Raw genomic sequence first — 26,806 nt, forward strand, 5'->3', positions numbered from 1 at the left:
GGAGGCGGTGGCGGATCCGGTGGCGGACAGGGCAGCGGTCCTGGGGGCGGACGCGTGGTCGGTGGGCTCGGGGGCGGGCGATGCGGTGGACGTCGGCATCAGACGAGTTCCTCCGTTCCCGCCTTGCGCATGTAGGCGCTGACCATGATCAGGATGAGGGCCATCAGGAGGAAGGACATCGCTGCCGCCGTCGGATAGTCCAGGACGTTGAGGAACTGCTTCTGGATGGCGTTGCCGACCATCTGTTCGTTCGGAGAGCCCAGGAGCTGTGCGTTGATGTAGTCGCCCGAGGCCGGGATGAAGGTGAGCAGCGTGCCCGCCACCACGCCCGGCAGCGAGAGCGGGAACGTCACCTTCCGGAAGGTGGTGGCCGGCGTGGCGTACAGGTCGCGGGCGGCCTCGTGCAGCGAGGTGTCGATCCGCTCCAGCGAGCTGTACAGCGGCAGGATCATGAACGGGAGGAAGTTGTAGGTGAGTCCGCAGACGACCGCGAGGGGCGTGGCGAGCAGCCGTTCGTCACCGGTCAGCCCCAGCCGGCTCGTCAGGTCGAGCACGTGGAGGGAGCTGAGGGCGCCGACGACGGGTCCGCCGTCGGACAGGATCGTCTTCCACGCCAGGGTGCGGATGAGGAAGCTGGTGAAGAACGGCGCGATCACCATCACCAGCACCAGGTTGCGCCACCGTCCGGCCCTGAAAGCGATCATGTAGGCGAGCGGGTAGCCGATCGCCAGGCAGAGGGCCGTGGCGGTGGCCGCGTAGCCGAACGAACGGAGGAAGTGCTCGCCGTAGGCGGCCAGCGCGTCGCTGTAGTTGGAGAACCGCCAGGTGACCCGGAACCCCTCCTCCAGGGAACCGCTCTGGACCGAGGTGGAGGCCTGGTAGAAGAGCGGCGCGACGAAGAAGACGGCGAGCCACAGCCCGGCGGGCAGCAGCAGCCAGTACGGGGTCAGCCTGCGCCGCCCGCCCCCGCCCGGGCCGGCACCGGGCCCCGCCCCGTCGTCCGAGCCCGCGCCGCCCTGCGGCGCCGACGGCGTCTCGGAGGTCCCCGCAAGGGGCGCCAGGGCCGTCACAGGATCTCCTCGCCCGCTGCCGCGTCCTGGGTCGCGTCCAGGGCGAAGGTGTGGGCCGGCCGCCAGTGCAGCACGACGTCGGCTCCGGCGGTGAGCCTGGTGTCGCGCTCCACGTTCTGCTCGTAGACCGTGAGGTCGGAGCACGCCGGGGTCTCCACCAGGTACTGCCAGGACACCCCGAGGTAGCCGGCGTCCTTGATGCGACCGGTGAGCTGGTTGTCGGTCGCCGGGACGGCGTCCGCCTCGTCCGGGTGAAGGAGGGCGATCTTCTCCGGCCGTACGCCGACGAGTATCTTCGTGCCCTTCTCGACGCTCTCGGCTCCCTCGACGGCGCAGCGGCTGGTGGGGAGCCGAAGCGTGACGTCGGCGCCGGCCACTTGGACCCGGGTCTCGCCGGGGGCTTCCTCAGCGGACGCTCCCTCCGGTGCCTCAGCCGCCCCCGCATCCGCTGGAGTCTCAGCCCCCTCCGGTGCCTCGAACACGATCGAGGTCCCACTTTCCACTGGCTCTTCCCCCTCCCCGGCCGCCTCGGCGCTCGGGCCGAGGGCGCTGAGGTGGGAGAGGATCTCGGCCTCGAACAGGTTCGAGGTGCCCAGGAAGTTCGCGACGAAAGTGGAGCGGGGGTTCTCGTACAGCTCGGCGGGCGGGCCGAGCTGCTCGACGCGGCCCCGGTACATCACGGCGACGCTGTCGGCCATGGTCATGGCCTCTTCCTGGTCGTGGGTGACGTGCACGAAGGTGATGCCGACCTCCGTCTGGATACGCTTGAGTTCGAGCTGCATCTGACGGCGCAGCTTGAGGTCGAGCGCCCCCAGTGGCTCGTCGAGGAGCAGGACACGAGGCCGGTTGATCAGCGCGCGGGCGAGGGCCACGCGCTGTTGCTGGCCGCCGGACAGCTGCCGTGGCTTGCGCCGGGCCATGCCGCCCAGCTGCACCAGGTCGAGCATCTCCGCCACCTGTGCGCGTACGGATTTCACACCGCGGCGGCGCAGTCCGAAGGCCACGTTCTCGGCTATGTCGAGGTGGGGGAAGAGCGCGTAGTTCTGGAAGACGGTGTTGACGGGGCGCTTGTGCGGGGGCAGGTGCGTGATGTCGTCGTCGCCCAGCAGGATCGTGCCGCCGGTCGGCTCCTCCAGCCCCGCGAGCATGCGGAGGGTGGTGGTCTTGCCGCAGCCGGAGGCGCCGAGGAGGGCGAAGAAGGAGCCTTCGGGGATGGTGAGGTCGAGCGGGTGGACGGCGGTGAAGTCGCCGAAGGTCTTGCAGATACCGGAAAGAGTGATGGTCATGGCCGGTCCTCGGAGGAGGGGCTGAGCCCGGCGGGCCGATGGGCCTCCCGCGGCGAACGGGGGAAGGTCGGAACCCGGCACGGGCGACTGCCCGACGGACGGAGGTGGAGACGGAGACGCGTGCGGTGCGGAGTCCCTTCCTGAAACGGCGGCGCTGCGTGGAGCGGAGGCACTGCGTGACGGCGGACGCGCTTCGTGAGATGAAGGCGTTCCCCGAGGGGGAAGTCCTTCCTGCGGCTTGGGCACTTCCTGTGGCGGAGACACTTCCTGTGCCGTAGGCACAGCCCGTGGCAGAGGCGCTCCCTGAAGTGGAATCCTTTCTGGAGCGGAGGGATCTCGCGCGTCGGCACAGAGCCCGGCGGGCTCAGGCCCCGATGAGCTTGGAGAACTTCTCCTCGTACCGTGCCTCTTCCTTGGCGCTCATCGGGCGGAAGTTCTTTCCCTTGGCGATCATGTGCTGGTCGGGGAAGACGAGCGGGTCGTCCGCCAGCTCCTTGTCGATCTTCTCCATCTCGGCCTTGGCCCCGGTGACCGGGCAGATGTAGTTGACCCACGCGGCCAGCTGGGCGGCCACGTCGGGCTGGTAGTAGTAGTCGATCAGCGCTTCGGCGTTGCTCTGGTGGCGTGCCTCGGCGGGGACGAGAAGGTCGTCGGTGCCGAACAGGTAGCCGCGGTCGGGCACCGCGAAGGCGATGTCGTCGTTGTCCATCTGGAGTTGCACGATGTCGCCGGCCCAGGCCAGGCAGGCGGCGATGTCGCCGGAGTTCAGCTCGTCCAGGTAGTCGTTGCCGCTGAAGCGACGCAGCTGTTGGCGGTCCACGGCCTTCTGGATACGGGCGATCGCCGCGTCGAACTGGTCCTCGGTGAAGTGCTCGGAGTCGGCCCCCATGTCGAGCATGGTCAGACCGACGGTGTCGGTCATCTCCGTCAGCATGGATATCCGGCCCTTGAGGGCGTCGTCCTCCAGCAGCTGCGAGACGCTGGTGATCTTCTTTCCCTTGGTGGCCTTCTTGTTGTAGGCCACGATGCAGGCGGTTCCCGCCCAGGGGTAGCTGTACTGCCGCCCGGGGTCGTGTGCCGCCGCGCGGAACCGGTCCTCCAGGTTGGTGACCGCGTGCGTCATGTTCGCCGGGTCGAGCCGCTGCACGTAGCCCTGCCTGATGAGGCGGCCCGCCATCCAGTCGGAGAGGCAGATCAGGTCGCGTCCGGTGCTCTGGCCCGCCGCGAGCTGCGGTTTGATCTTCCCGTAGAACTCGTTGTTGTCGTTGATGTCCTCGACGTACTTGACCTTGATCCCGGACTCGCGCTCGAAGCGGTCGAGCGTCGGATGCTTCTTCTTGTTCTTCTCGTCGACGTCGACGTAGAGCGGCCAGTTGGCGAAGTTGAGGACCTTCTCCTTCCTGGAGTAGTCGGGAGCTTCCTCGGCTCCTTCACCGCCTTTGCCGCCTGCGGCGGGCGGAATGCCGCAGGCGGCCAGGGTCGTTCCGGCGGCGGCGAGGGAGGCGGCCCGCAGCAGTCTGCGCCGGGACATCGCGGCGCGGCCGCTTGTCAGGCCGCGTTCCCACGCCTTGGCAACGGGCTCCGGCAGGCCTTCGTACAGGTCCATGGGGGACCGCCTTCCTGAAGGAGGAGGGGAAGGGGTGAAGGGGGAGGTGAGGGAGATGGGTGGGTGGGCAAAGGGATGGGGACGAGGGTGGGGGGCGAGCGTGAGGGGGCTGGGCCGGGGTCGCCAGGGGGCGGCCTCGCCGCTCGGCAGTGACGCACCGCGGCTCGACGGTGGCGCACCCGCGGTTCGACGGTGGCGCACCCGCGGCTCGACGGTGGCACACCCGCGGCTCAGCGGTCGCCGAAAACCGTGCGGTGCCAGTCCTTGCGCACGAGGCCCGTCGTCTCCGACATGACGTGCTTGATCTGGGTGTACTCCTCGAAGGAGTAGGCGGACATGTCCTTGCCGTGTCCGGAGGCTTTGTAGCCGCCGTGTGGCATCTCGCTGATGATGGGGATGTGGTCGTTGAGCCACACACACCCCGCCTGGATCTCGCGGGCAGCGCGCCCGGTGCGGAAGACCGAGCGGCTCCAGGCGGAGGCGGCCAGCCCGTAGGGGGTGTCGTTGGCCAGCGCGATGCCCTCGTCGTCGGTGTCGAACGGGAGGACGACGAGGACCGGGCCGAAGATCTCCTGCTGTACGACCTCGCTGTCCTGCGGGGCCGAGGTCAGGAGTGTCGGCCGGTAGTAGGCGCCCTTGGCGAGTTCTCCGCCAGGGGCCTCGCCGCCGGTGACGACGGTGGCGTAGGCGCGGGCCCGGTCCACGAAGCCGGCGACCCGGTCGCGCTGCGCGTGCGAGATCAGCGGGCCGAGATCCGTGTCCTGGGCGAACGGGTCACCGACACGCACGCCGCTCATCAGGTCGGCGACGGCGCTGACGAACGCGTCGTAGAGCGGACGCTGCACGTAGGCGCGGGTCGCGGCCGTGCAGTCCTGGCCTGTGTTGATCAACGCGCCCGCGACGGCTCCGTGAGCGGCGGCCTCCAGATCCGCGTCGTCGAACACCAGGAAGGGTGCCTTGCCGCCCAGTTCGAGGTGCAGGCGCTTGGCGGGCCGCGACGCCGTGGTGGCGATCTCGGCGACCCGGCGGCCGACGGCGGTGGAGCCGGTGAAGGAGGTCATCGCGACATCGGGGTGGGCGACCAGCGCCTCGCCCGCGTCGTGGCCCGCGCCCGTCACGATGTTGACGACCCCGTCGGGGATGCCGGCCTCCGTCGCGGCCTGAGCGAACATCAGCGAGGTGAGAGGGGTCAGTTCAGAGGGCTTGAGCACGATGGTGTTGCCCGCGGCCACGGCCGGCAGGACCTTCCAGGCGGCCATCTGGAGCGGATAGTTCCAGGGAGCGATGGAGCCGATGACGCCGAGCGGCTCGCGGCGGACGGCCGAGGTGTGCTCGCCGCTGTACTCGGCCGCTGCGGCGCCTGTGAGATGGCGTGCCGCGCCGGCGAAGAACGCCACGTTGTCGAAGGAGCCGGGAACGTCGAACTCGGCGGACAGCTTGAGGGGCTTTCCGCACTGGAGCGACTCGGCGTACACGAACGCGTCGGTCAGCTCGCCCAGCCGGGCGGCCCAGCGGTGCATGGCGTCGGAACGCTCGGCCGGGGTGGCGCCGGCCCAGCCTGGGAAGGCCTCGCGAGCGGCGCGGACCGCGGCGTCGACGTCTGCGGGGCCGGCGAGTGCGATCGTGTGGACGTCCTCTCCCGTCGCCGGGTCGACGATCGCGTGTGAGCGGCCCGAGGTGCCGGGGCCGAGCCGTCCGGCCACGTACTGGGCACCCGCGGCGAACCGTTCGGACACATCGAAGCGCTGAACCATCGGGACTCCTGACCACTACGGCGTGCGAGGCGTTGCGGTGGTCCCACGGCACGGCTCGCGTCGTCCGCCGACCCGCGTCCCACCGACGCCGGACCGTGGCCCGGACCACTGTTGGCAGCCGATCCTGGCAGGGGTTCAGCCATCCAACAAGGGATTCCGTAGTCATCTTTTGATTACGCCACGGAATCTGAACTCTGTTGTCTGTTCCGTCCGGCGCTCGGCATGCCCCGGACACCCCTGCCGCACGGCCCGCGAGACGCCCGCGCGGAGGCAGGCAGACCGCGTGAAGCCCTCAAGCCGAGCCGACCCCGGCGCCAGGTCATGTGAAGAGCGTCCGGAAGGACGTACGGGGAAGCCGGCGAAGACACGACGGCAGCGCGGGACCCGCCCACCGCGCGCGCCCGAGGCCGGGCGTCCGGTGGCGGGGGAGCGCTCAGCAGCCCCGCCGCCCCGGCCGGGTCACCTGCCGAGCGAGAGCGCCACAGGCACAGCAGCCGCGCCCCTGGCGCCGTAGGAGTCGCCACTGCCGCCCGGACCCGAGTCCCCACCACCGCTCTCGTCGGCCCAGACCGTCAAGGAGAGCGCCAGAAGCACGCTGACGATCACCGAAAGAGCGAGGCTGACGATGCCCAGCACGAAACCGGCCGTCGCCTGCGCCCGGCCGCCCAGCTCTCCCCTGCGCACCGCACGCCGGGCGCTGATCCCCAGGAGGAGCGCGACGGTGGAGGAGATCACGCTGAGGAAGCTGCCCCAGCAGGTGATGATCAGCACGGCACTGACGATGCCGACCACCATGGCGGCTATCGACTTGCCGGCCGGCAGGGGCGGACCCTGCCACCCGTATCCGTAGGGGGCGTACGCAGCCGTACCGTGAGTGCCGTAGCCGCCCTGCGGGCCGTACCACGCACCGGCGCCGTACGCGCCCGCCGTGGGGTACCCCGCGGGCGCCGCGTGTCCGGGAGGTGTGCCGCCGTACGCGTTCGGCGCTTCCGCTCCGGCGTACCCGCTCTGCCCTCCGTACGGGGCACTCGCCGCCGAGCCGTACGTACGGCCGGGCCCGTCAGGGGCCAGCGGTATCGGCGGCGGCTGGTCGCTCTCCTGGTTCTTGCCGCTGCTTCCGCCCGGCCGACCCGGCGCTCCGGAAGGCGGCGGGTCTCCCACCCCGTGGCCCATCGTGCCCCCTCTCGTGCCCTCCCCTGGTGCGCCTCCCATGCTATGCCGCGGCCCGGACAGGGCTCACTGCCGACTCCCCGCGTATACGTACATGCGTTCTGCCGCCTGATCGGCTCTCGGACTCCACCGCTGCGTGGCGGCGCCTACGATGATCCGGTCCCTCAAGAGCTGGAGGCACCTGTTGTCCGATTCTTCCGACCTGACCGCCTTCATCGCGGGCCTGCCCAAGGCCGAGCTGCACGTCCACCACGTCGGTTCCGCCTCGCCCCGTATCGTCGCCGAACTCGCGGCACGGCATCCGGAAGCGGGCGTACCGGCCGATCCGGAAGCGCTCGCGGAGTACTTCACGTTCACCGACTTCGCCCACTTCATCAAGGTCTACCTCGCCGTGGTGAGTCTCATCAGGGACGCGGAGGACGTGCGGCTGCTCACCTACGAGATCGCCCGTGACATGGCACGCCAGTCGATCCGCTACGCGGAGCTGACCGTCACCCCCTACAGCTCCGTCAGCCGCGGCATTCCGGACGGTGCGTTCCTGGAAGCGATCGAGGACGCCCGCCGGTCGGCGGAGCGGGAACTCGGCGTCGTGCTGCGCTGGACGTTCGACATCCCCGGTGAGGCAGGGCTGGAGTCGGCGGAGGAGACCGCCCGGATCGCGACCGAGATGACCCCCGAGGGGTTGGTCTCCTTCGGCCTCGGTGGCCCGGAGATCGGTGTCCCCAGGCCCCAGTTCAAGCCGTACTTCGACCGCGCGCTGGCCATCGGGCTGCACAGCGTGCCGCACGCGGGCGAGACGACGGGCCCCGAGACGATCTGGGACGCGCTCACCTCACTGCGCGCCGAGCGCATCGGACACGGCACGAGCGCGGTGCGGGACCCCCGGCTGCTGGAGCACCTGGCGGAAAACCGCATCCCGCTGGAGGTCTGCCCCACCTCCAACATCGCGACCCGCGCCGTGGAGTCACTGGAGAACCATCCGCTCGCCGAGATGGTCAAAGCGGGCGTCCTGGTCACGATTAACAGCGACGATCCACCGATGTTCGGCACGGATCTCAACACCGAGTACGGCATCGCCGCGCGGCTTCTGGGGCTGGACGCGCCCGGGCTGGCGGCCCTCGCCCGGAACGCCGTCGAGGTGTCGTTCCTCGACACCGCGGGAAAGGCCCGGCTCCGCGAGGAGATCGACACCTACCTGGCCGGCTGGCAGCGTCACAAGTGAGCGTCCCCGATCCGCTGCGCGTGGTGACCGCTGTCGCACACCGGGGCGCGCCCTTCGTGGCCCGGGAGAACACCCTGCCCTCCTTCCGTGCCGCCGTCACGGCGGGCGCGGACGCCGTCGAGCTGGACGTACGGCTCACCCGCGACCGGATCCCCGTGGTGCTGCACGACCGCACACTGGCGCGGCTGTGGGGGCATGACGTCGCGGTGGCCGCGCTGACCCGGCAGCGGCTGGCCTCCCTGGCGGCGGGCGTGCCCACCCTGGCCGAGGCACTGGCCGCCACACGGGCGGTCCGCACGCTGATCGATCTTCCGGACCCGGCGGCCGTGCCGGCCACTGTCGCCGCGGTGCGCGAGGCGGGCGCCGCCGAGCGCGTGTACTACTGCGGCGGCCCGGTGGCGATGCGCGGGGTACGCGCCGCTGACCCGGGCGCGGAAGTGGCGCTCAGCTGGGACCGCGCGGCACCGGTGCGCCCGACGCTGCTGGAGGAGCTGCGTCCCCGCTGGCTCAACTACGGTTTCGGACTGCTCACGGCCCCGCTGGTGGCCCGGGCGCACGCAGACGGCCGCCTCGTGTCCGCGTGGACGGCCGACCGGGTGCGCACGATGCGCCGGCTCGCAATGATGGGGGTGGACGCGATCACCACCAACCACATCGAGCGGCTCGTCCGCGACCGGGCGAACGCGGCCGGGACGCACGGTTGGAGCGGGGCTGTTACCTGAGCGGCTTACGGTGGGCGCGGTGGGAATGGTTGGCTTCCCTCCGACGCCTACGCTCTCGGGAACGGAGCCCACCGTGCTCATCTTCGGCACCTCAAGCAAGCTGGTGCAGCTGGCCATGCTGAACCTGCTCTGCGGCTTCTGCGGCAATCCGGCCGCGCACCCGCTGCGCAAACGGGTCACGAAGTTCTCCCTGTTCTTCATTCCGCTCTTCCCGATCGCACCCGCGAAGCACTCGATCCAGTGCACGTTCTGCGGCGCCGGGACCGAGATCTCCAAGGAGTCGGCGGAGCAGATGCTCGCCCACGGTGGCGCGCCCGGCGGCCAGTTCGGCCCGCAGGGCGGCAACGGTGTCCCGCCGCAGCCGGGTGCCGCGCCGAACGGCAACCCCTTCGCCGCCCAGCAGCCGCAGAACCCGTACCAGTCCTGAGGCGGTGACGAGCCTCTGACGGAGCGCTGGGGGCGCGCCGGACCGTGGCACGGACGAGGGGCCCGCACCCACCGTGCACGGTGGGTGCGGGCCCCTCGGGTGCCGTGTGAGAGCCCGAGCGGAAGCTCAGCCGGCCACGTGGCTCACAGCGCGGTCATCACGTGCTTGACCCGCGTGTAGTCCTCCAGCCCGTACATCGACAGGTCCTTGCCGTAGCCGGACTTCTTGAAGCCTCCGTGCGGCATCTCGGCGACGAGCGGGATGTGGGTGTTGATCCACACGCAGCCGAAGTCGAGCGCCTTGGAGAGCCGCATGGCGGTGCCGTGGTTGTTCGTCCACACGGACGACGCCAGCGCGTAGTCGACGTCGTTGGCCCACTGGACGGCCTGCGCCTCGTCGGTGAACTTCTGGACGGTGATGACGGGGCCGAAGACCTCGTTCTGGATGATCTCGTCGTCCTGCTTGAGCCCGGAGACCACGGTGGGCGCGTAGAAGAAGCCCTTGTCGCCGACGCGCTCGCCGCCCGCCTCCACCTTGGCGTGGGCCGGCAGGCGGTCGATGAAGCCCGCGACCTTCTCCAGGTGGGTGGGGTTGTTCAGCGCGCCGTAGAAGCAGTCCTCGTCGCTGAGGTCGCCCGTCTTGACCTCTGCCGCCGCCTTGGCGAGGGCCTGCACGAACTCCTCGTACACGCCCTCCTGGACGAGCACGCGGGTGGCCGCGGTGCAGTCCTGTCCGGCGTTGAAGAAGCCGCCGTCCCTGATGCCCTCCACGGCGGCCGGGATGTCGGCGTCGTCGAAGACGATGCAGGGCGCCTTGCCGCCCAGTTCCAGGTGGACGCGCTTGAGGTCCTTGGCGCCGCTGGCGGCCACCTCCATGCCGGCGCGTACCGAACCGGTGATCGAGGCCATCGCCGGGGTGTCGTGCTCGACCAGCAGGCGTCCTGTGTCGCGGTCGCCGCAGACGATGTTGAAGACCCCCTTGGGCAGGATCTCGCCCATCACCTCGGCCAGGAAGACCGTGGAGGCCGGTGTCGTGTCGGAGGGCTTGAGCACCACGGTGTTGCCCGCGGCCAGCGCCGGGGCGAACTTCCACACCGCCATCATGGCCGGGTAGTTCCACGGCGCCACCTGCGCGCACACGCCGATCGGCTCGCGCCGCACGAAGGAGGTGAGGCCCTCCATGTACTCGCCGGCGGCCTTGCCGTCCAGCATCCGGGCCGCGCCGGCGAAGAAGCGGATCTGGTCGAGCATCATCGGCAGCTCCTCCTGCCGGGTCAGCTCCAGCGGCTTGCCGCAGTTCTCGCACTCGGCGGCCAGCAGCTCGTCGGCGCGCGTCTCCAGCGCGTCGGCGATCTTGAGGAGCGCCTGCTGGCGGGTGCCGGGCGTCGCGTCGCGCCAGGCCGGGAAGGCGGCCTCGGCGGCGGCCATCGCGGCGTCGACGTCGGCGGCGCCGGACAGCGGCGCCGTCGCGTACGCCTCACCCGTCGCCGGGTTGACCACCTCGGTGGTCCGGCCGTCAGCGGCGTCCCTGAACTCCCCGTCGATGTAGTTGCGCAGTCGACGCAGCTCGGTGGTCACTTCGCACCCCTCCTGCTCCGTTGTCCATTGGGTGAGACTGCCAGCCTAACCGGCCGACCAACGTTTTCGATACACCTGGCCGCATCGAACGACGGATTCAGTTTTAACTCGGTTAGAACTATGCGGATTACATCGCTCACGGGTTGCGGGACGGAGGAGGTCTCATGCACAGTGGCACCTGTGGCTCGCGACTCGAAGAAGACAGGCGGCTCCTCCTCCCTGGATGCCGTGTCCCTGGCGATCATCGAACAGCTCCAGGAGGACGGACGGCGTCCGTACGCCGCCATCGGCAAGGCCGTGGGCCTGTCCGAGGCGGCCGTGCGGCAGCGCGTCCAAAAGCTCCAGGAGCAGGGCGTCATGCAGATCGTCGCCGTGACGGATCCGCTGACCGTCGGCTTCATGCGCCAGGCGATGCTCGGCATCACGGTCGACGGTGACGTCGAGCCGGTCGCCGACGCGCTCGCGCAGATCGACGAGGTCGACTACGTCGTGATCGCGGCGGGCTCGTACGACCTGCTGGTCGAGATCGTGTGCCACGACGATGACCATCTCCTGGAGCTGATCAACAAACGCATCCGGACCATGCCGGGCGTGCGCTCGACGGAGAGCTTCGTCTACCTCAAGCTGCGCAAGCAGACCTACACATGGGGAACGCGATAAAAGTGAGCAAGGACAGTCACGCCGCCCAGGGGAGCAAGGACCTCTCCCGCACCGCGCACGACCACCTGTGGATGCACTTCACCCGCATGTCGTCGTACAGGGACGCACCGGTGCCGACCATCGCCCGCGGTGAGGGCGTCCACATCTACGACACCGACGGCAAGCGCTACCTCGACGGCCTGGCGGGCCTGTTCGTCGTCCAGGCGGGGCACGGCCGCGCCGAGCTGGCCGAGGCGGCCAACAAGCAGGCGCAGGACCTGGCCTTCTTCCCCATCTGGTCCTACGCGCACCCCAAGGCCGTCGAGCTGGCAGAGCGACTGGCCCACTACGCGCCGGGCGACCTGAACAAGGTCTTCTTCACCACCGGCGGCGGTGAGGCCGTGGAGACGGCCTGGAAGCTGGCCAAGCAGTACCACAAGCTGACCGGCAACCCGATGAAACACAAGGTCATCTCGCGGGCCGTCGCCTACCACGGCACACCGCAGGGCGCCCTGTCCATCACCGGCCTGCCCGCCCTCAAGGCGCCCTTCGAGCCGCTGGTCCCCGGCGCGCACAAGGTGCCGAACACCAACATCTACCGCGCCCCGCTGCACGGTGACGACCCGGAGGCCTTCGGCCGCTGGGCCGCCGACCAGATCGAACAGCAGATCCTCTTCGAGGGCCCGGAGACCGTCGCCGCGGTCTTCCTGGAGCCGGTGCAGAACGCGGGCGGCTGCTTCCCTCCGCCGCCCGGCTACTTCCAGCGGGTCCGCGAGATCTGCGACCAGTACGACGTGCTGCTCGTCTCCGACGAGGTCATCTGCGCCTTCGGCCGGCTGGGCACGATGTTCGCGTGCGACAAGTTCGGCTACGTGCCCGACATCATCACCTGCGCCAAGGGCATGACCTCCGGGTACTCCCCGATAGGCGCCGCGATCATCTCCGACCGCCTCGCCGAGCCGTTCTACGAGGGAGACAACACCTTCCTGCACGGCTACACCTTCGGCGGCCACCCTGTCTCCTCGGCCGTCGCCCTGGCCAACATCGACATCTTCGAGCGTGAGGGCCTCAACCAGCACGTGCTCGACAACGAGGCGAAGTTCTTCCAGACGCTGCGGAAGCTGCACGACCTGCCGATCGTCGGCGACGTGCGCGGCAACGGGTTCTTCTACGGCATCGAGCTCGTCAAGGACAAGGCGACCAAGGAGACGTTCACGGACGAGGAGTCCGAGCGGGTGCTCTACGGCTTCCTGTCCAAGGCGCTGTTCGAGAACGGCCTCTACTGCCGCGCCGACGACCGGGGTGACCCGGTCATCCAGCTGGCACCGCCGCTGATCTCCGACCAGAAGGTCTTCGACGAGGCCGAACAGATCCTGCGGTCCGTGCTGACGGAGGCGTGGACGAAGCTGTAAACCGCCTCCTGCCGCTCCTCGCGTCGGTCCGTACGGGGGCGGGGGCACCGGTTCCAGTGACCGATGCCCCCGCCTCTCGTTTCACCCTCCAGAGGGAACGACGGATCGCGATGTTGAGTGGAGGTGCCCGCATGGCCGCCCCGCCGGACGACGTGCTCTGGGCCCGCGGACTGCACTACGCCTACGACGGTTCACCCGCCCTGCGGGGCGTCTCCTTCGGCATCCGGGAGGGAGAGGTCGTCGCCGTCAGCGGCCCTCGGGGCAGCGGAAAGACCACTTTGCTGCGCTGTCTGTCCGGACAGACGCTGCCGGAAGCGGGCGAGGTCTGGTTCAACAGCTCCCCCGTGCACACACTCGGCCGCGCGGCCCGCGAGCGTCTGCGGCTGCACCGGTTCGGCTGGATCGACAGCAGCCCCCGCCTCGTCGGCGAGCTGACCGCCTGGGAGAACGCGGCCCTCCCCCTCCTGCTGCACGGCACCGGCTACCGCGCCGCCCGCAAGCAGGCCTGCGCGTGGCTGGACCGGCTGGACGTGGGCGGCTGCGCGCGCAAACGGCCAGCCGCGCTGCGGCAGGCCGAGCGGCAGCGCGTCGCCGTCGCGCGCGCCCTCGTCCACTCCCCCGCCGTCCTCTTCGCCGACGAGCCCACCGCACCGCTCCACCGCACGGACCGCGCCCAGGTCCTGCGCACCCTCAGCGCGGCCGCCCGCTCGCACGGCATCACCGTCGTGCTCGCCACCCACGACCTCACGCTCACCCGGACGGCCCGGACCGCCGACGAGACCGGCGCCGCCCTCGCTGACCGGGTCTTCGCCCTGGCGGACGGGCGCCGATCGCGCGTCCCTCCCGCCGAAGAGCTGCAAAACCCTGCGAGACCGGAGGGCACCGCAGCATGCTCACTCTCCGTCTGACCCTGGGGGCGCCGCCGCTCGCACAGCTGCTGAGACTGCTGCTCGTCTTCGCGTCGGCGGGTGTCGGCCTCCTGCTGCTCACCGCCCTCTCCCGCGCCGTTGAGCATCCAGCCCGCCCAGCAGGCGCCCTGCCGGGGCTGCTGTGGTGCCTGATCCCCCTCGCGGTCACCGCCCACCTCGCCGCCGCCCTCGCGGAGGCCGAACCCGGCGCTCCCCTGCGCTCGGGACTGGACGCGGCAGGACTGGGCCCCGTGCGCCTCCCGCTGCTGGTCGCCCGCACGGCGGCGATCCCCTGCGCGGTGGGCGGCGGGCTGGCACTGCTGATCACGGTGCGGGGGCAGGGCGGCGCAGATGACGGAGCACCCGTTGTGCGCCTCCCCGGCGCCGCCGTCGAACTGCCGCTCGCGCAGGAGGCCCTCCCGCTGCCGGCCGCGCTGACGCTGCTGACCGCCGTTCCGTTGCTGGCCGCCCTCGCCGCCGCCCGGGCAGCCAGAACAGGGACGGCAGCCACCGGCGCCACACCCTGCGGTCAGGCTCCGAACAGGCGACGCCTCACCGGCACGGCCGCCCTCACAGCGGGTCTCGTACTGGCCGCCGCCGGGCTGCTGCTGGCCGCCTACGCGGTACGGCACACACCGGAGACCGCCCGCACGGGGACACCGCGCCCCGCGGAGCTGGCCTCCTCGCCGCTGGCCGCCGGGTGGCTGCTCACGGCGCTCGGACTGGTGCTGGCCGGTCCCGCGCTGACCAGTCTGGCCGGACGGCTGCTGACGGCGGGCCGGCCAGGGGCGGTACGGCTCCTGGCGGGAAGGGCCCTCGCCCGCGAGTCCGCCCTCGCCGGGCGCCCGTTGGCCGCGCTCGGCGTGGTGGGCGCCGCCGCGCTCGTCGCCGTCCGCGCACGGCTGGCGGAGACGGAGCTGCCCGCTCCGGGGCCCGCGGGGACACTGGCCGCGGCGCTGGTCGCCTGCTGCGTGGGAGGCGTGACACTGGCGGCGATGGCCAGGGCACGCCACTCCAGGGCGCCCCTGGCCGTACTTCTCGAGCGGCTCGGCGCCTCGCGCGGAACGAGGCGCGCGGTGGCGGCGGTGCGGGTGGCGGTCGTCGCGGCGGTGTTCGCCACGCCGATGCTGGTAGCGGGCCTCCTGGCTCCGCTGCCGACGCGCTGACCCCTGGGCCGCGCTGCGCGGTTCCCCACACGTCTCTCCCCGCGCAAGTGCTGCGACGGCAACGCCGTGCGCGCCGGCGCCGGTCACGCGTCCTTGGGCACGTCCTCCCCGAACAGCTGGCCGGGGAAGAGGCCGGGCCGGGAGCTGCCGTCATCTGTTTCGGCGTCCCTCGCGTCCGTTCCGGGGCCGTCCTCGTCCGTTTCAAAGACCTCTTCGTCCGTTCCGACGCTCTCTTCGTCCGGTCCGGTGAGGGCGACCACTTCGCGTGGGTCGAAGACGGCGCCCACTTCCGCGCCCTCCTCGGGAGCGTCGCGCAGGGTGCAGGCGGCCTCCAGGGGCGGCCCGTCGTGCGGGCGCAGCAGCACGGTCACCGTGGACGCGTCCCCGCCACGGAACGTACGCGCCTCCACGGTGCAGCGCAGCCCCTCCTGAGGAGCACGCAGCGAGACCCCTCCTGGGCGCACGAGCAGTCGGGTGGTGCCCCGCGGGGTGCCCTCGGGGACCGGGAGTGTCCCCCAGGCGGTGTCGGCCGCCTGACCGACCACGGTCGCGGGGACGAGGTTGTCGAAGCCGAGGAAGCGGGCGACGAACGGGGAGGCGGGGCGCTGCCAGACCTCCAGCGGGGTGCCTGTCTGTGCGATACGGCCCTCCCTCATGACCACCACCCGGTCGGCGAGCGCGAAGGCCTCGCCGTGGTCGTGCGTGACAGCCAGCACCGTGGTGCCCAGCCGCTGGAAGAGGGCGCGCAACTCGACGACGAGGCGCTCGCGCAGTCCGCGGTCGAGCTGCCCCAGCGGCTCGTCCAGCATCAGCAGCCGGGGCTCGGGCGCCAGCGCGCGGGCGAGTGCCACGCGCTGCTGCTCGCCGCCGGACAGCGCCGTCACACTGCGCCGTCCCGCCCCGGGCAGCCCGACGAGCTCCAGCAGTTCGGCGACCCTGCGCTCGGTCTCGGCACGGCCCGTACGGTGCATGCGCGGGCCGAAGGCGACGTTTCCTGCGACGTCCCGCTGGGGGAAGAGCTGGTGGTCCTGGAACATCAGTCCGACGCCCCGCTTGTGCGGCGGTACGGCGCTCTGGTCGCGTCCGGAGAGCAGTACGCGGCCCTCGTCGGCTCGCTGGAGTCCGGCGACGACCCGCAGGAGGGTGGACTTCCCGCTGCCACTGGGGCCCAGCACGCACACCGTCTCGTGCGCGGAGACCTCCAGGTCGACCGCGTCCAGCGCCGTGTGCGTCCCGAACCGTACGGTCACGCCGTCCAGTCGCAGCATTTTCAGAACTCTCCCTGGCTGTCGGTCCTCACGCGCTCCAGCGCGAAGAGAACGGCCGTGCAGACGAGCATCAGGATGGTGCTCAGGGCCATCGCCTGGCCGTAGTTGGACTCCCCCGCGCGGCCCAGCATCCGGGCCACGGCTACCGGCAGTGTCGGGGTGTCCGGGCGCGCGATGAACACGGTGGCGCCGAACTCGCCCAGGGAGACCGCGAAGGCGAAGCCCGCTGCCACCAGGATTGCCCGGCGCACCAGTGGGAAATCGACCTCCCTCCAGGCACGCAGCGGCGAGGCTCCCAGTACGGCGGCGGCCTCGCGCAGACGGACGTCCACGGCGCGCAGGACGGGCAGCATGGTGCGGATGACGAAGGGCACGCCCACCAGTGCCTGTGCCAGGGGCACCAGGATCCACGTCGAGCGCAGATCCAGCGGCGGCTCGTCCAGCGCGATGAGGAAGCCGAACCCGACGGTGACGGCGGACGTCCCCAGCGGCAGCATCAGCAGGGCGTCGAATCCGCGCACAAGTCGGCCGGTGCGGGCGGCGCCGCCGTTCGTGCGGGGGGTGACCGTGAGGGCCGCGGCGGCCAGTCCCCCGATCACCAGGGCGATGGCGGTCGCCACCGCCGCGTACGCCAGAGAGTTGCCGATGGCTTCCAAGGGGGCGACGACGAAGGTGGCGCCCTCCGCCTGTCCGGCCAGGTCACGGAAGGAGGTGAGCCCGTATCCGTCCGGCCCGTCGAACGCCCGCTGGACCAGTACGAGCAGCGGCACGACAGTCAGCACGAAGATCGTGGCCAGTACGCAGCACAGCACCGTCCACTGGCCGGCCCCCGACGGGCGCCGTGCGGTGTGTTCGGCCGGCAGCAGACGGAGCGCCGTCTCCCGCTTCCGCAGCGACCAGGCGTGCACCGCCAGCAGTGCCGCCACAGCGGCGAACTGGAGCAGCGTGAGCACCGCGGCCGTCGGCAGGTCCAGCAAGGAGGCGGTCTGGCGGTAGATCTCCACCTCCAGCGTGGCGAAGCGCGGCCCGCCGAGCACCTGGATGACACCGAAGCTGGTGAAGGTGAACAGGAAGACGATGAGGGCCGCGGCTCCGACGGACGGCGCCAACGCGGGCAGCGTGATCCGCCGCCACGCGGTGAACCGTCCGGCGCCCAGCATCCGTGCCGCCTCTTCCTGGCGCGGGTCCAACTGGGACCAGAAACCGCCGACCGTACGGACGACGACGGCGTAGTTGAGGACCACGTGTGCCAGCAGGATGGCCCATACGCTGGTGTCCAGCCGCAGTCCGACCCATTCGTCGAGTACCCCTCCGCGCCCGGCGAGGGCGAGGATCGCGGAGCCGACGACCACGGTCGGCAGGACGAACGGCACGGTCACCAGGGCGCGCAGCAGCCGCTTGCCGGGGAAGTCGAGCCGCGCGAAGACCCAGACGGCGGGCAACGCCAGAGCGAGCGTGAGGGCCGTGGAGGCCGCCGCCTGCCACACGGTGAACCACAGCACCTGAAGGGTGGCCCCGTCACCGAGCACCTGCCCGATCCGCTCCAGGTGCCACTGCCCGCCCGCGCGCAGCCCGCGCCCGACGATCGCAGCGACGGGGTATCCGAAGAAGACGGCGAAGAACGCCACCGGCACGGCCATCAGCCCGAGCCGCACCCAGGTCCCCAGGGCCCGGGGGCGGGTGCGGCCCCGGGGGGCTATTTCACGGCGAGCGAGGTCCACGTCTTGATCCACCGCTCACGATTCTTGGTGATCTTCTCGGGGGCCAGGGTGGCCGGGTCCTCGATGGTCTGGCCGTACTTGGTGAACAGCTTCGGCAGCCGGGCGTCCTCACGGACCGGGCTGACGAACATCTGCAACGGCAGATCCTCCTGGAACCGCTTGCCGAGCAGGAAGTCCAGCAGCGCCTTGCCGCCCTTGCTGTTCTTGGCCCCGTCGAGCAGCCCGGCGTACTCGGTCTGCCGGAAACACGTCCCCTTGGCGACGCCCGTGGGCGCCTGCGCGGGCGGAGACTTGTCCCCCAGCACCTCGACGGGCGGGCTGGAGGCGTAGGAGACGACGAGAGGCTTGTCGCCCTTGCCCTTGCCGCCGCGTGACCCGGTGAAACGGTCGTTGTAAGCCTGCTCCCAGCCGTCGACGACCTCCACACCGTTGGCCCGCAGCTTCTTCCAGTAGCCCTGCCAGCCCTTCTCGCCGTACTCGGCGACGCTCGCCAGGACGAAGGCCAGGCCGGGCGACGAGGTGGCGGCGTCCTCGGTCACCAGGAGGTCCTTGTAACGGGGCTTGGTCAGATCGTCCAGGGTCCGCGGGGGTTCGAGCTTCTTGTCCGCGAACCAGGCACGGTCGTAGTTGACGCACACCTCGCCGGTGTCGACGGGGGTGACCCGGTGCTTGTCGCGGTCGGCCTGGAGCCGCTCGGGAACCTCATCCAGCCCCTTGGCCTCGTACGGCGTGAAGACACCACGGTCGAGAGGGCGGGACAGAAGGGTGTTGTCGACGCCGAAGAAGACGTCTCCCTGCGGGTTGCCCTTGTTGAGGACGGCCTGGTTGACGGCGGCTCCGGCGTCGCCCCCACGCAGCACCTTGACCTTGTAGCCGGTCTTCTTGGTGAAGTCCCGCAGGACGGACTTGGAGGCGGCGAAGGAGTCATGCGTGACCAGAGTGACCGTCTTGGAGTCACCGCCGCCCCCAGAGCCGCCGCAAGCGGTGGCGAGAAGGGCGAGGGTGAGGACGGCTGTGGTGGCAGCGGCGGCGCGCCGCACATGCGTGTTCATCAAGGCATCGACTTCCTACCCGGCATGACCCGGGCGAGGTTCGAGGGTCTGCGGCACGTACGGGACGCACGGCCGCACTCTCAGCGCTGTGAGCGCTCCCCTGTCGGCTGTTCGGTTGTGGGTGCCGCTACCGGCCGGTCGGTGGCGAGCCGGCATCGGCGTGTGTGCGAAGCCGGTCTCGACCGGCCGGTGAGGTGCCGTTCGGGCACACCCTTCGAACAGTACCAGCCGGGCCCGACCAGGCGGTCGTCAGCGTTCCGTTGCCGCGAGCTGGCCGCACGCCCCGTCGATCTCCTGCCCCCGGGTGTCCCGAACGGTCACCGCTACACCGTGCGAGGCGAGTGTCCGCACGAACTCGGCCTCGTCCTCGGGGCGGGAGGCGGTCCACTTGGAGCCGGGCGTCGGGTTGAGCGGGATGAGATTGACGTGCACCCGCTTGCCCTTCAGCAGCCGGCCCAGCAGGTCGGCACGCCACGCCTGGTCGTTGATGTCCTTGATCAGGGCGTACTCGATGGAGACCCGGCGCCCGGACTTGGCCGCGTACTCCCAGGCCGCGTCCAGCACCTCCCTGACCTTCCAGCGGGTGTTGACGGGGACGAGGGTGTCGCGCAGCTCGTCGTCGGGGGCGTGCAGCGAGACGGCCAGGCGGCATTTGAAGCCCTCGTCGGCGAAACGCAGCATGGCCGGAACCAGGCCCACGGTGGAGACGGTGATCCCGCGCTGCGAGATTCCCAGCCCGTCGGGCTCCGGGTCGGTCAGCCTGCGGATCGCTCCGACGACCCGCTTGTAGTTCGCCAGCGGCTCGCCCATGCCCATGAAGACGATGTTGGACAGCCGTGCCGGGCCACCGGGCACCTCGCCGTCCCGCAGGGCACGCATCCCGTCGACGATCTGGTGGACGATCTCGGCGGTGGACAGATTGCGGTCCAGCCCGGCCTGGCCGGTCGCGCAGAACGGGCAGTTCATGCCGCAGCCGGCCTGTGAGCTGATGCACATGGTGACCCGGTCCGGATACCGCATCAGCACGGACTCCACGAGCGTCCCGTCGTGCAGCTTCCACAGCGTCTTGCGGGTCGCGTCGTCGTCGCAACTGATGTGCCGCACCACGCTCATCAGTTCGGGCAGCAGCTCGGCGGCCAGCTTCTCGCGAGCGGCGGCGGGGATGTCCGTCCACTGCTCGGGACTGTGCTCCAGCCGCGCGAAGTAGTGCTGCGAGAGCTGCTTGGCGCGAAACGGTTTCTCCCCCGCCGCGGCAACGGCATCGCGCCGCTCGGCGGGGCTGAGGTCGGCGAGGTGCCGCGGCGGCCTCTTGGCTCCGCGCGGCGCGACGAACGTGAGTTCTCCGGGCTTAGGCATGACCTTCCCAGTGTCGCAGACCCGCGGCGGTGCTCTCTCAGCCTGCCCCGACGAAGATCACCAGGAGCAGCCAGACGACGGGGGCCGTCGGCAGGAGGGAGTCGAGGCGGTCCATGATGCCGCCGTGGCCCGGCAGCAGGGTGCCCATGTCCTTGATGCCCAGATCGCGCTTGATCATCGACTCGCCGAGGTCACCCAGGGTGGCGCTGACGGCGACGGCCAGGCCCAGCAGAAGCCCCTGCCACCAGCTGCCGTCGTCGATCAGGAACTGGGTGCACAGTGCCCCCGCCACCATGGCGAACGACACCGCGCCGATCAGACCTTCCCTGGTCTTCCCCGGGCTGATGCGGGGCGCCAGCTTGTGCCGTCCGAAGCGCCATCCCACGGCGTAGGCACCGGTGTCGCTGACGACGGTGAGGATCAGGAACGTCAGCACCCGCCACGGCCCGTCGCCGGCTGCCAGCATGAGGGCGACGAAGGTGGCGAGGAACGGGACGTAGAAGGCCGCGAAGAGGCCCGCCGTCACGTCCCGCAGGTAGTCGGCCGGTGGCTGGGCCATGCGCCACACGAGCACCGCGAGAGCCGTGAGGGCCATCGCCACCCAGGCGCCCTCCGCGCCCCGCAGGTACCCGGCGACGGTCATGGCGGCCCCACCCACCGCCAGAGGCACCAGAGGGGCGCTGATGTCCTTGCGCTCCTTGAGCCGCGAGGTCAGCTCCCACAGTCCGACCACCACGGCGACGACGATGACGCCGAGGAAGACGGGCTTGTAGAAGAAGAGCGAGGCCAAAATCACCACACCGAGCCCGACGCCGACCCCTATGGCCGCCCGCAGGTCCCGCCCGGCACGCTTCTTGCCCTCCCCGGCGGCCGGCGCGGGGGTGGCGCCCGTCGGGACGTCCGGCTGCTCGTGCGGACGGCTCGGCTGCGCGTGCGGCCGGTCCTGGTCGCGGGACTGCGCACCGCCCGTGGAGTCGGCGGGGCCGGGACCTGGGACGCCGGGACGTTCCGGGCGGCGGCCTGAGGGGCCGCCTCCCTCGTCCCCGGGGTCCCCGGGGTCGGACACAATGGGCATACGCCGAGTCTGCGACGCATCACCCCCCACATCGTGCACGGGGACGCTCACGTCGCGCGTGGAGAGGTGACCGTCGCCCGGGCGGGGCAGCGCCGACGGGGCGACGGGCCCCTGCTCGCCAGGGCCCCGGTACCCCGCGTGTGGTTGCGGCGCTCCCCAGGATGAGTCGTTCACAGATAGCAGCCTTCGACCTCGGACCTTGAGACTGGGGACCTCAGACTTCGAGCAGCTCGGCCTCCTTGTGCTTGAGCAGCTCGTCCACCTGTGCGACGTACTTGGCCGTGGTGTCGTCGAGTTCCTTCTCGCCCCTGCGGCCCTCGTCCTCACCGACCTCGCCGTCCTTGACGGCCTTGTCCATGGTCTCCTTGGCCTTGCGCCGCACGCTGCGGATGGAGATCTTGGCGTCCTCGCCCTTGTTCTTGGCGACCTTGATGTAGTCCCGGCGCCGCTCCTCGGTCAGCTCGGGGAACGTCACCCGGATGATGTGGCCGTCGTTCGACGGGTTGACGCCCAGGTCCGAGTCGCGGATGGCCTGTTCGATGTTGCGCAGCGAGCTCTTGTCGAACGGGGTCACCACCGCCATCCGGGGCTCCGGAACGGAGAACGACGCCAGCTGGTTGATCGGCGTCAGCGTGCCGTAGTACTCCGCCACGATCTTGTTGAACATCGCCGGGTGCGCACGGCCGGTGCGGATAGCGGCGAAGTCCTCCTTGGCGACGACGACCGCCTTCTCCATCTTTTCCTCGGCTTCGAGGAGGGTCTCTTCGATCACCACGTGCTCCTGGTTCGATGAATGAGCCTGACTGCTTCATCCGGGGCGGTGAGCTGTCGGCCGCCCCGCGGGCCGCCCCGGCCCCCGCAGTGCACTGATTCCTGCACGGTGTCCGACCGGCAGGCTGTTGTCCATCCCCGTACCGGGCCGTTCCCGTACCGCGGTGTTGCCATACCGCGGCGTCGCGAGCCCCGTGGTGCGGAGCCACAGGTCCGCCCCGCGGTGTGGCCGACGCGTCGGAGCACCACCGGCCCGTACGGACCGCGCGACGCCCGGACCGCCGACGGGACCGGGCAGGCGGCGGAGCCGGTCAGGCCCGGGTGCCCTGGTTGCTCACCAGGGTGCCGATCTTCTCACCCTTGACCGCGCGGGCGATATTGCCTTCGGCGAGCAGTTCGAAGACGAGGATGGGCAGCTTGTTGTCCCGGCAGAGCGTGATCGCGGTCGCGTCGGCGACCTTGAGGTCGCGGGTGATGACCTCGCCGTACTCGAGCGCGTCGAACTTCACCGCCGTGGGGTTGCTCCGCGGGTCGGAGTCGTAGACACCGTCCACGCCGTTCTTGCCCATCAGCATCACCTCGGCGTTGATCTCCAGCGCACGCTGGGCCGCGGTGGTGTCGGTGGAGAAGTACGGCATGCCCATACCGGCGCCGAAGATGACGACCCGGCCCTTCTCCAGGTGCCGGATGGCACGCAGCGGGATATAGGGCTCGGCGACCTGCCCCATGGTGATGGCGGTCTGGACGCGCGAGTCGATGCCCTCCTTCTCCAGGAAGTCCTGGAGCGCCAGGCAGTTCATCACCGTGCCCAGCATGCCCATGTAATCGGAGCGGGCCCGGTCCATACCGCGCTGTTGCAGTTCGGCCCCGCGGAAGAAGTTGCCGCCGCCGATGACGACGGCGATCTCGGCGCCGTCCCGGCAGACCGAGGCGATCTCCCGTGCCACCTTGTGCACGACGTCGGGGTCGACACCGAGGCCACCGCCCCCGGCGAACGCCTCGCCGGAGAGCTTCAGCAGGAAGCGCCGGCGGCTGTCGCTGTCATTGCCGGTGTCATTGCTAGTCATGGAGATCTCCTCGTGCACATACGAAAGAGGCCACTGCCGTCGGACCCTCGCGGTTCCCTCTGCGGCAATGGCCTCCTCGTCACAACTGCCCTGTGCCCGACCTTATCGGGCCCGTGCCGGTTCCGTGTGCGGTGCCCGGTGTGTACGGGACACGCGCTGGCGGAACCGGCCTGCGGGATACGTCAGGACCGCGCCCTCAGGCGCCGACGCGGAAGCGGGCGAAGCGCTTCAGCGACACACCGGCCTCCTCCAGGACCTTCTGCACGGACTTCTTGTTGTCCTTGGCGAAGGGCTGGTCGAGGAGGGTGTTCTCCTTGAAGAAGCCGTTGACCCGGCCCTCGATGATCTTCGGCAGAGCCTGCTCGGGCTTGCCCTCCTCGCGGGCGGTCTCCTCGGCGATCCGGCGCTCGTTGGCGACCGTCTCCTCCGGGATGTCCTCGCGGGTCAGGTAGGCCGGGGAGAACGCGGCGATGTGCTGCGCGACGTCCTTGGCGATGTCGGCGTTCGCCGAGTCCAGCTCGACCAGCACGCCGACCTGCGGGGGCAGGTCCGGGCTCGTGCGGTGCAGGTAGGAGCCGACGAAGGCGCCGGAGAACTGCGCGAAGCGGTCCAGCACGATCTTCTCGCCGAGCGTCGCGTTGGCCTCGTCGACGTAGGCCTGGACGGTCTTGCCGGCCTCGATCTCGGAGGTGAGCAGCGCGTCGATGTCCGCCGGAGAGGTGGCCTCGACGTGCTTGGCGATGGACTCGGCGACGGCCACGAACTTGTCGCCCTTGGCGACGAAGTCCGTCTCGCACTTCAGCTCGACCAGCACACCGGCGGTGTTGTCGTCGGCGATGAGGGCGACGACCGCGCCGTTCTCCGCGGTGCGGCTCTCGCGCTTGGCGACGCCCTTCTGGCCCTTGACGCGAAGGACCTCGACGGCCTTGTCGACGCTGCCCTCGGCCTCGTCCAGCGCCTTCTTGCAGTCCATCATGCCGGCGCCGGTCAGCTCCCGGAGCTTCTTGACGTCGGCGGCGGTGTAGTTCGCCATGGTCTGTGAATCTCTTCCCGGAAAGTCGAAAAGTCGATGAGGATGGATGTGGATCACGTGAGCACGGCCCAGGTCACGGCTGGACGGCGGGGGCGCCCGGCCCCCGCCGTCTCACCATGAACCCCGAGGGCCCACGCGGTCCGCGTGGACCGGTCGGTCAGCCCTGCTCGGCGGCGCCCGTCGGCTGCTCGGCCTCGGCGACGGGCTGTGCCTCGGCGGCCGGCTGCTCCTCGGCGGGCTTCTCGGCCTCGACCTCGGCCTCGGCGGGCTTCTCGGCGGCCTCGGCCTCGGCGGCCGGCTTCTCGGCGGCCTTCTCACCCTCGAGGAGGTCGCGCTCCCACTCGGCCAGCGGCTCACCGGCGGCCTTGTCGCCCTTGCTCTCGGCGGAACCGCCGGACGAACGGGCGATGAGCCCCTCGGCGACCGCGTCGGCGATCACACGGGTCAGCAGGGTGACGGAGCGGATCGCGTCGTCGTTGCCCGGGATCTTGTAGTCGACCTCGTCCGGGTCGCAGTTGGTGTCGAGGATCGCGACCACCGGGATGTTGAGCTTGCGCGCCTCACCGACGGCGATGTGCTCCTTCTTGGTGTCCACAATCCAGACGGCGCTGGGGACCTTTTGCATCTCGCGGATGCCGCCGAGGGTCTTCTCCAGCTTCGCCTTCTCGCGGGAGAGGACCAGGAGCTCCTTCTTGGTGAGGCCGGAGGCGGCCACGTCCTCGAAGTCGATCTGCTCCAGCTCCTTGAGGCGCTGAAGCCGCTTGTAGACGGTCGAGAAGTTGGTCAGCATGCCGCCGAGCCAGCGCTGGTTCACGTAGGGCATGCCCACGCGGGTGGCCTGCTCGGCGATGGCCTCCTGGGCCTGCTTCTTGGTGCCGACGAACATGATGGAGCCGCCGTGCGCGACGGTCTCCTTGACGAACTCGTAGGCGCGGTCGATGTACGACAGCGACTGGAGCAGGTCGATGATGTAGATGCCGTTGCGCTCGGTGAAGATGAAGCGCTTCATCTTCGGGTTCCAGCGGCGGGTCTGGTGCCCGAAGTGGACGCCGCTCTCCAGCAGCTCCCGCATCGTGACGACGGCCATGGCCGTTCTCCTTGGGTTACTCGGTTGTCGTCAGCGAAGGCGGACGCCTCCGCTTGCCTGACGCCCCTGCGCGCCGCCCTGGGGGGCCGAATGACGACCACTCCTGGGACCGAGATGCGCGGCCACCGGGTGAGGGTGGCGGGGCGTGCGAAGTCAGCCCGGTCACCCGGGCCGCACCAGCAGTGTACGGGACCGCGGAGGTGGGCCGCGCCGGGCGGGGGCCGAGAGAGCCCAGGGGCGGAAGGGACAGAAGCTGAGAGGACAGCGGGCCGGCCGTTGACGCCCGTACCGGCTGAAAGGCGTGGCAGGCGACCGCTCGCGACGACCGCTCGCGACGACCGCTCGTGACGGCCGCTCGCGATGGCCGCTCGTGACGGCCCCGTCCGCTCGCACGGACCGCATCCGCTCACACGGCCCCATCCGCTCACACGAGTGACGGCGTTGTCCACAACTTGCCGGTTGTCCACAGATGCGGGTCATGATCCCCGAGCGCCGACGATCCGCGCGACGGTTTCCGCATGACACGGCACAGGCCCCCGGCCGAGGGGGCACGCACCAGCACGCCGCCTGAGCGGCGTGAGCGGTCTGCGCGATCAGCTCGACCTGCGCGACCTGGGCGACCTGCGCGACGTGAGCGATCTGCGCGGCTGCCGAGCGGGGAGGTACGGGCCGCTCCGATGATCGTTCGGGTCTTCTTCGCCCTCCTGGCCGCCCTGGGGGCGCGCTCCCGGCTCGCCGCACCACGCGGACCACTGCGGTCCGCGGCGGTTATCTGCGCTCTGGCGCTGGTGTGGCCGGGGGCGTGGCCCGCGGTGGGTTCCGCCGCCGGGTCGCCCAGTACGCCGTGGCCCTCCAAGCCTCCCGCACCCGATGTCCACCCCACGCCCGCGGGTGCGGGAGTTCCTCCTGAACACGCGGACGGTACGGCCGCCGCGCACCGGACCGTCCGCCGGCCCGTCGGCCGGAACTGGCCGGTCGACGGGGAGGACGGTGCCCGTCGGCCACGCGTGGACCGCGGCTGGGACCCGCCGCGCCAACGGTGGGCTCCCGGCCACCGGGGTGTGGACCTCGCGGCCGGCCCGGGCCAGCCGGTGCGGGCGGTGGCCGCGGGAAAGGTCTCCTTCGCGGGAAAGGTCGCGGGGCGCGGTGTCGTCTCGATCGAGCTCTCCGGAACGGGCCGGCCACCGTTGCGGACGACCTACCAGCCCGTGCGGCCCTCCGTGCACAAGGGCGACCGGGTGGAGGCCGGCGAGAAGGTCGGGACGGTCGTGCGGGGGCAGCACTGCCCCCGCACCTGTCTGCACTGGGGGCTCCTGCGCGGCGAGCGCTACCTCGATCCGCTCTCCCTGCTGCCCGCCTCCTTGCTGGGCGGCCGATCCCGGCTGCTCCCGATCTTCGGAGTGCCGGTCCCCGAAGC

General features: G+C 70.7%; 22 protein-coding genes and 1 pseudogene. 8 read left to right on the forward strand and 15 right to left on the reverse strand.

Features of this window, described 5'->3' with window-relative positions:
• Positions 1-98: 98 nt before the first annotated feature.
• The 5 genes from DQ392_RS13720 to DQ392_RS13740 form a co-directional block, all read right to left on the reverse strand.
• A complete protein-coding gene (locus DQ392_RS13720) occupies positions 99-1,070 on the reverse strand; it encodes an ABC transporter permease (RefSeq protein WP_114015873.1) in 972 nt (323 codons plus the stop codon).
• Positions 1,067-2,356 carry an ABC transporter ATP-binding protein gene (locus tag DQ392_RS13725; protein WP_114015874.1) on the reverse strand — a complete coding sequence of 430 codons (1,290 nt, stop codon included), beginning with the start codon at positions 2,354-2,356 and terminating at the stop codon, positions 1,067-1,069. The genes DQ392_RS13720 and DQ392_RS13725 overlap by 4 nt, the downstream gene beginning before the upstream one ends.
• A 364-nt stretch (positions 2,357-2,720) precedes the next feature.
• Positions 2,721-3,962 carry a polyamine ABC transporter substrate-binding protein gene (locus tag DQ392_RS13730; protein ID WP_114015875.1) on the reverse strand — a complete coding sequence of 414 codons (1,242 nt, stop codon included), beginning with the start codon at positions 3,960-3,962 and terminating at the stop codon, positions 2,721-2,723.
• 230 nt (positions 3,963-4,192) lie between these two features.
• Positions 4,193-5,716: a gamma-aminobutyraldehyde dehydrogenase gene (locus tag DQ392_RS13735; RefSeq protein ID WP_114015876.1), complete on the reverse strand. Its 1,524-nt coding sequence runs from the start codon at positions 5,714-5,716 to the stop codon at positions 4,193-4,195.
• 459 nt (positions 5,717-6,175) lie between these two features.
• Positions 6,176-6,889: a DUF4190 domain-containing protein gene (locus tag DQ392_RS13740; RefSeq protein WP_114015877.1), complete on the reverse strand. Its 714-nt coding sequence runs from the start codon at positions 6,887-6,889 to the stop codon at positions 6,176-6,178.
• Between the two features lie 181 nt (positions 6,890-7,070).
• Between DQ392_RS13740 and DQ392_RS13745 the strand changes: the two genes are divergently transcribed.
• The 3 genes from DQ392_RS13745 to DQ392_RS13755 all read left to right on the forward strand — a co-directional run bounded on the left by DQ392_RS13745 (position 7,071) and on the right by DQ392_RS13755 (position 9,257).
• On the forward strand, positions 7,071-8,108 hold the full coding sequence (locus tag DQ392_RS13745) for an adenosine deaminase (RefSeq protein WP_245981442.1): 1,038 nt from the start codon (positions 7,071-7,073) through the stop codon (positions 8,106-8,108).
• 14 nt (positions 8,109-8,122) lie between these two features.
• Positions 8,123-8,830 (forward strand): glycerophosphodiester phosphodiesterase, encoded by a 708-nt coding sequence (locus tag DQ392_RS13750; protein ID WP_114016015.1) that lies wholly within the window; start codon positions 8,123-8,125, stop codon positions 8,828-8,830.
• Between the two features lie 73 nt (positions 8,831-8,903).
• Positions 8,904-9,257: a zinc ribbon domain-containing protein gene (locus DQ392_RS13755; RefSeq protein ID WP_114015879.1), complete on the forward strand. Its 354-nt coding sequence runs from the start codon at positions 8,904-8,906 to the stop codon at positions 9,255-9,257.
• A gap of 143 nt (positions 9,258-9,400) precedes the next feature.
• Here DQ392_RS13755 and DQ392_RS13760 read toward each other — a convergent pair whose 3' ends face one another.
• Positions 9,401-10,834: a gamma-aminobutyraldehyde dehydrogenase gene (locus DQ392_RS13760; RefSeq protein WP_114015880.1), complete on the reverse strand. Its 1,434-nt coding sequence runs from the start codon at positions 10,832-10,834 to the stop codon at positions 9,401-9,403.
• Between the two features lie 171 nt (positions 10,835-11,005).
• Between DQ392_RS13760 and DQ392_RS13765 the strand changes: the two genes are divergently transcribed.
• From DQ392_RS13765 to DQ392_RS13780, 4 genes are all read left to right on the forward strand, one after another.
• Positions 11,006-11,494, forward strand: coding sequence for an Lrp/AsnC family transcriptional regulator (locus DQ392_RS13765; RefSeq protein WP_181856413.1), 489 nt, complete (start codon positions 11,006-11,008; stop codon positions 11,492-11,494).
• On the forward strand, positions 11,479-12,885 hold the full coding sequence (locus tag DQ392_RS13770; protein ID WP_114015882.1) for an aspartate aminotransferase family protein: 1,407 nt from the start codon (positions 11,479-11,481) through the stop codon (positions 12,883-12,885). Before DQ392_RS13765 ends, DQ392_RS13770 begins: the two co-directional genes overlap by 16 nt.
• A gap of 131 nt (positions 12,886-13,016) precedes the next feature.
• Positions 13,017-13,793, forward strand: a complete 777-nt coding sequence (locus DQ392_RS13775) for an ABC transporter ATP-binding protein (protein ID WP_114015883.1) — start codon at positions 13,017-13,019, stop codon at positions 13,791-13,793.
• Positions 13,775-14,959 carry a hypothetical protein gene (locus DQ392_RS13780; RefSeq protein WP_114015884.1) on the forward strand — a complete coding sequence of 395 codons (1,185 nt, stop codon included), beginning with the start codon at positions 13,775-13,777 and terminating at the stop codon, positions 14,957-14,959. Before DQ392_RS13775 ends, DQ392_RS13780 begins: the two co-directional genes overlap by 19 nt.
• Before the next feature lie 83 nt (positions 14,960-15,042).
• Here the strand turns inward: DQ392_RS13780 and DQ392_RS13785 are convergent, their stop codons facing one another.
• From DQ392_RS13785 to rpsB, 9 genes are all read right to left on the reverse strand, one after another.
• Positions 15,043-16,227: an ABC transporter ATP-binding protein gene (locus DQ392_RS13785; RefSeq protein WP_114015885.1), complete on the reverse strand. Its 1,185-nt coding sequence runs from the start codon at positions 16,225-16,227 to the stop codon at positions 15,043-15,045.
• Positions 16,228-16,229: 2 nt separating this feature from the next.
• Complete coding sequence (locus DQ392_RS13790) at positions 16,230-17,948, reverse strand: ABC transporter permease (protein WP_425470532.1); 1,719 nt, start codon at positions 17,946-17,948, stop codon at positions 16,230-16,232.
• The gene (locus DQ392_RS13795) at positions 17,924-19,000 is read right to left on the reverse strand and encodes a thiamine ABC transporter substrate-binding protein (protein WP_114015886.1); all 1,077 of its coding nucleotides are present in this window, start codon (positions 18,998-19,000) and stop codon (positions 17,924-17,926) included. The genes DQ392_RS13790 and DQ392_RS13795 overlap by 25 nt, the downstream gene beginning before the upstream one ends.
• 249 nt (positions 19,001-19,249) lie before the next feature.
• On the reverse strand, positions 19,250-20,356 hold the full coding sequence (gene rlmN, locus DQ392_RS13800; RefSeq protein ID WP_114015887.1) for a dual-specificity RNA methyltransferase RlmN: 1,107 nt from the start codon (positions 20,354-20,356) through the stop codon (positions 19,250-19,252).
• A gap of 37 nt (positions 20,357-20,393) precedes the next feature.
• Positions 20,394-21,605, reverse strand: a complete 1,212-nt coding sequence (locus tag DQ392_RS13805) for a phosphatidate cytidylyltransferase (RefSeq protein ID WP_114015888.1) — start codon at positions 21,603-21,605, stop codon at positions 20,394-20,396.
• Between the two features lie 40 nt (positions 21,606-21,645).
• On the reverse strand, positions 21,646-22,203 hold the full coding sequence (gene frr / locus DQ392_RS13810) for a ribosome recycling factor (RefSeq protein ID WP_114015889.1): 558 nt from the start codon (positions 22,201-22,203) through the stop codon (positions 21,646-21,648).
• A 310-nt stretch (positions 22,204-22,513) separates the two neighbouring features.
• Positions 22,514-23,269 carry a UMP kinase gene (gene pyrH, locus DQ392_RS13815; protein WP_114015890.1) on the reverse strand — a complete coding sequence of 252 codons (756 nt, stop codon included), beginning with the start codon at positions 23,267-23,269 and terminating at the stop codon, positions 22,514-22,516.
• Positions 23,270-23,465: 196 nt separating this feature from the next.
• Positions 23,466-24,302 carry a translation elongation factor Ts gene (gene tsf / locus DQ392_RS13820; protein ID WP_114015891.1) on the reverse strand — a complete coding sequence of 279 codons (837 nt, stop codon included), beginning with the start codon at positions 24,300-24,302 and terminating at the stop codon, positions 23,466-23,468.
• A 157-nt stretch (positions 24,303-24,459) separates the two neighbouring features.
• Entirely contained in the window at positions 24,460-25,389 is a 930-nt protein-coding gene (gene rpsB / locus DQ392_RS13825) for a 30S ribosomal protein S2 (RefSeq protein WP_114015892.1), read from the reverse strand.
• A gap of 677 nt (positions 25,390-26,066) precedes the next feature.
• Here rpsB and DQ392_RS36195 point away from each other — a divergent pair.
• Positions 26,067-26,669: pseudogene (locus DQ392_RS36195) on the forward strand (murein hydrolase activator EnvC family protein); the annotation flags it as partial.
• Between the last annotated feature and the right edge of the window lie 137 nt (positions 26,670-26,806).

This window comes from Streptomyces reniochalinae (assembly GCF_003323735.1).
Taxonomy (GTDB): domain Bacteria; phylum Actinomycetota; class Actinomycetes; order Streptomycetales; family Streptomycetaceae; genus Streptomyces; species Streptomyces reniochalinae.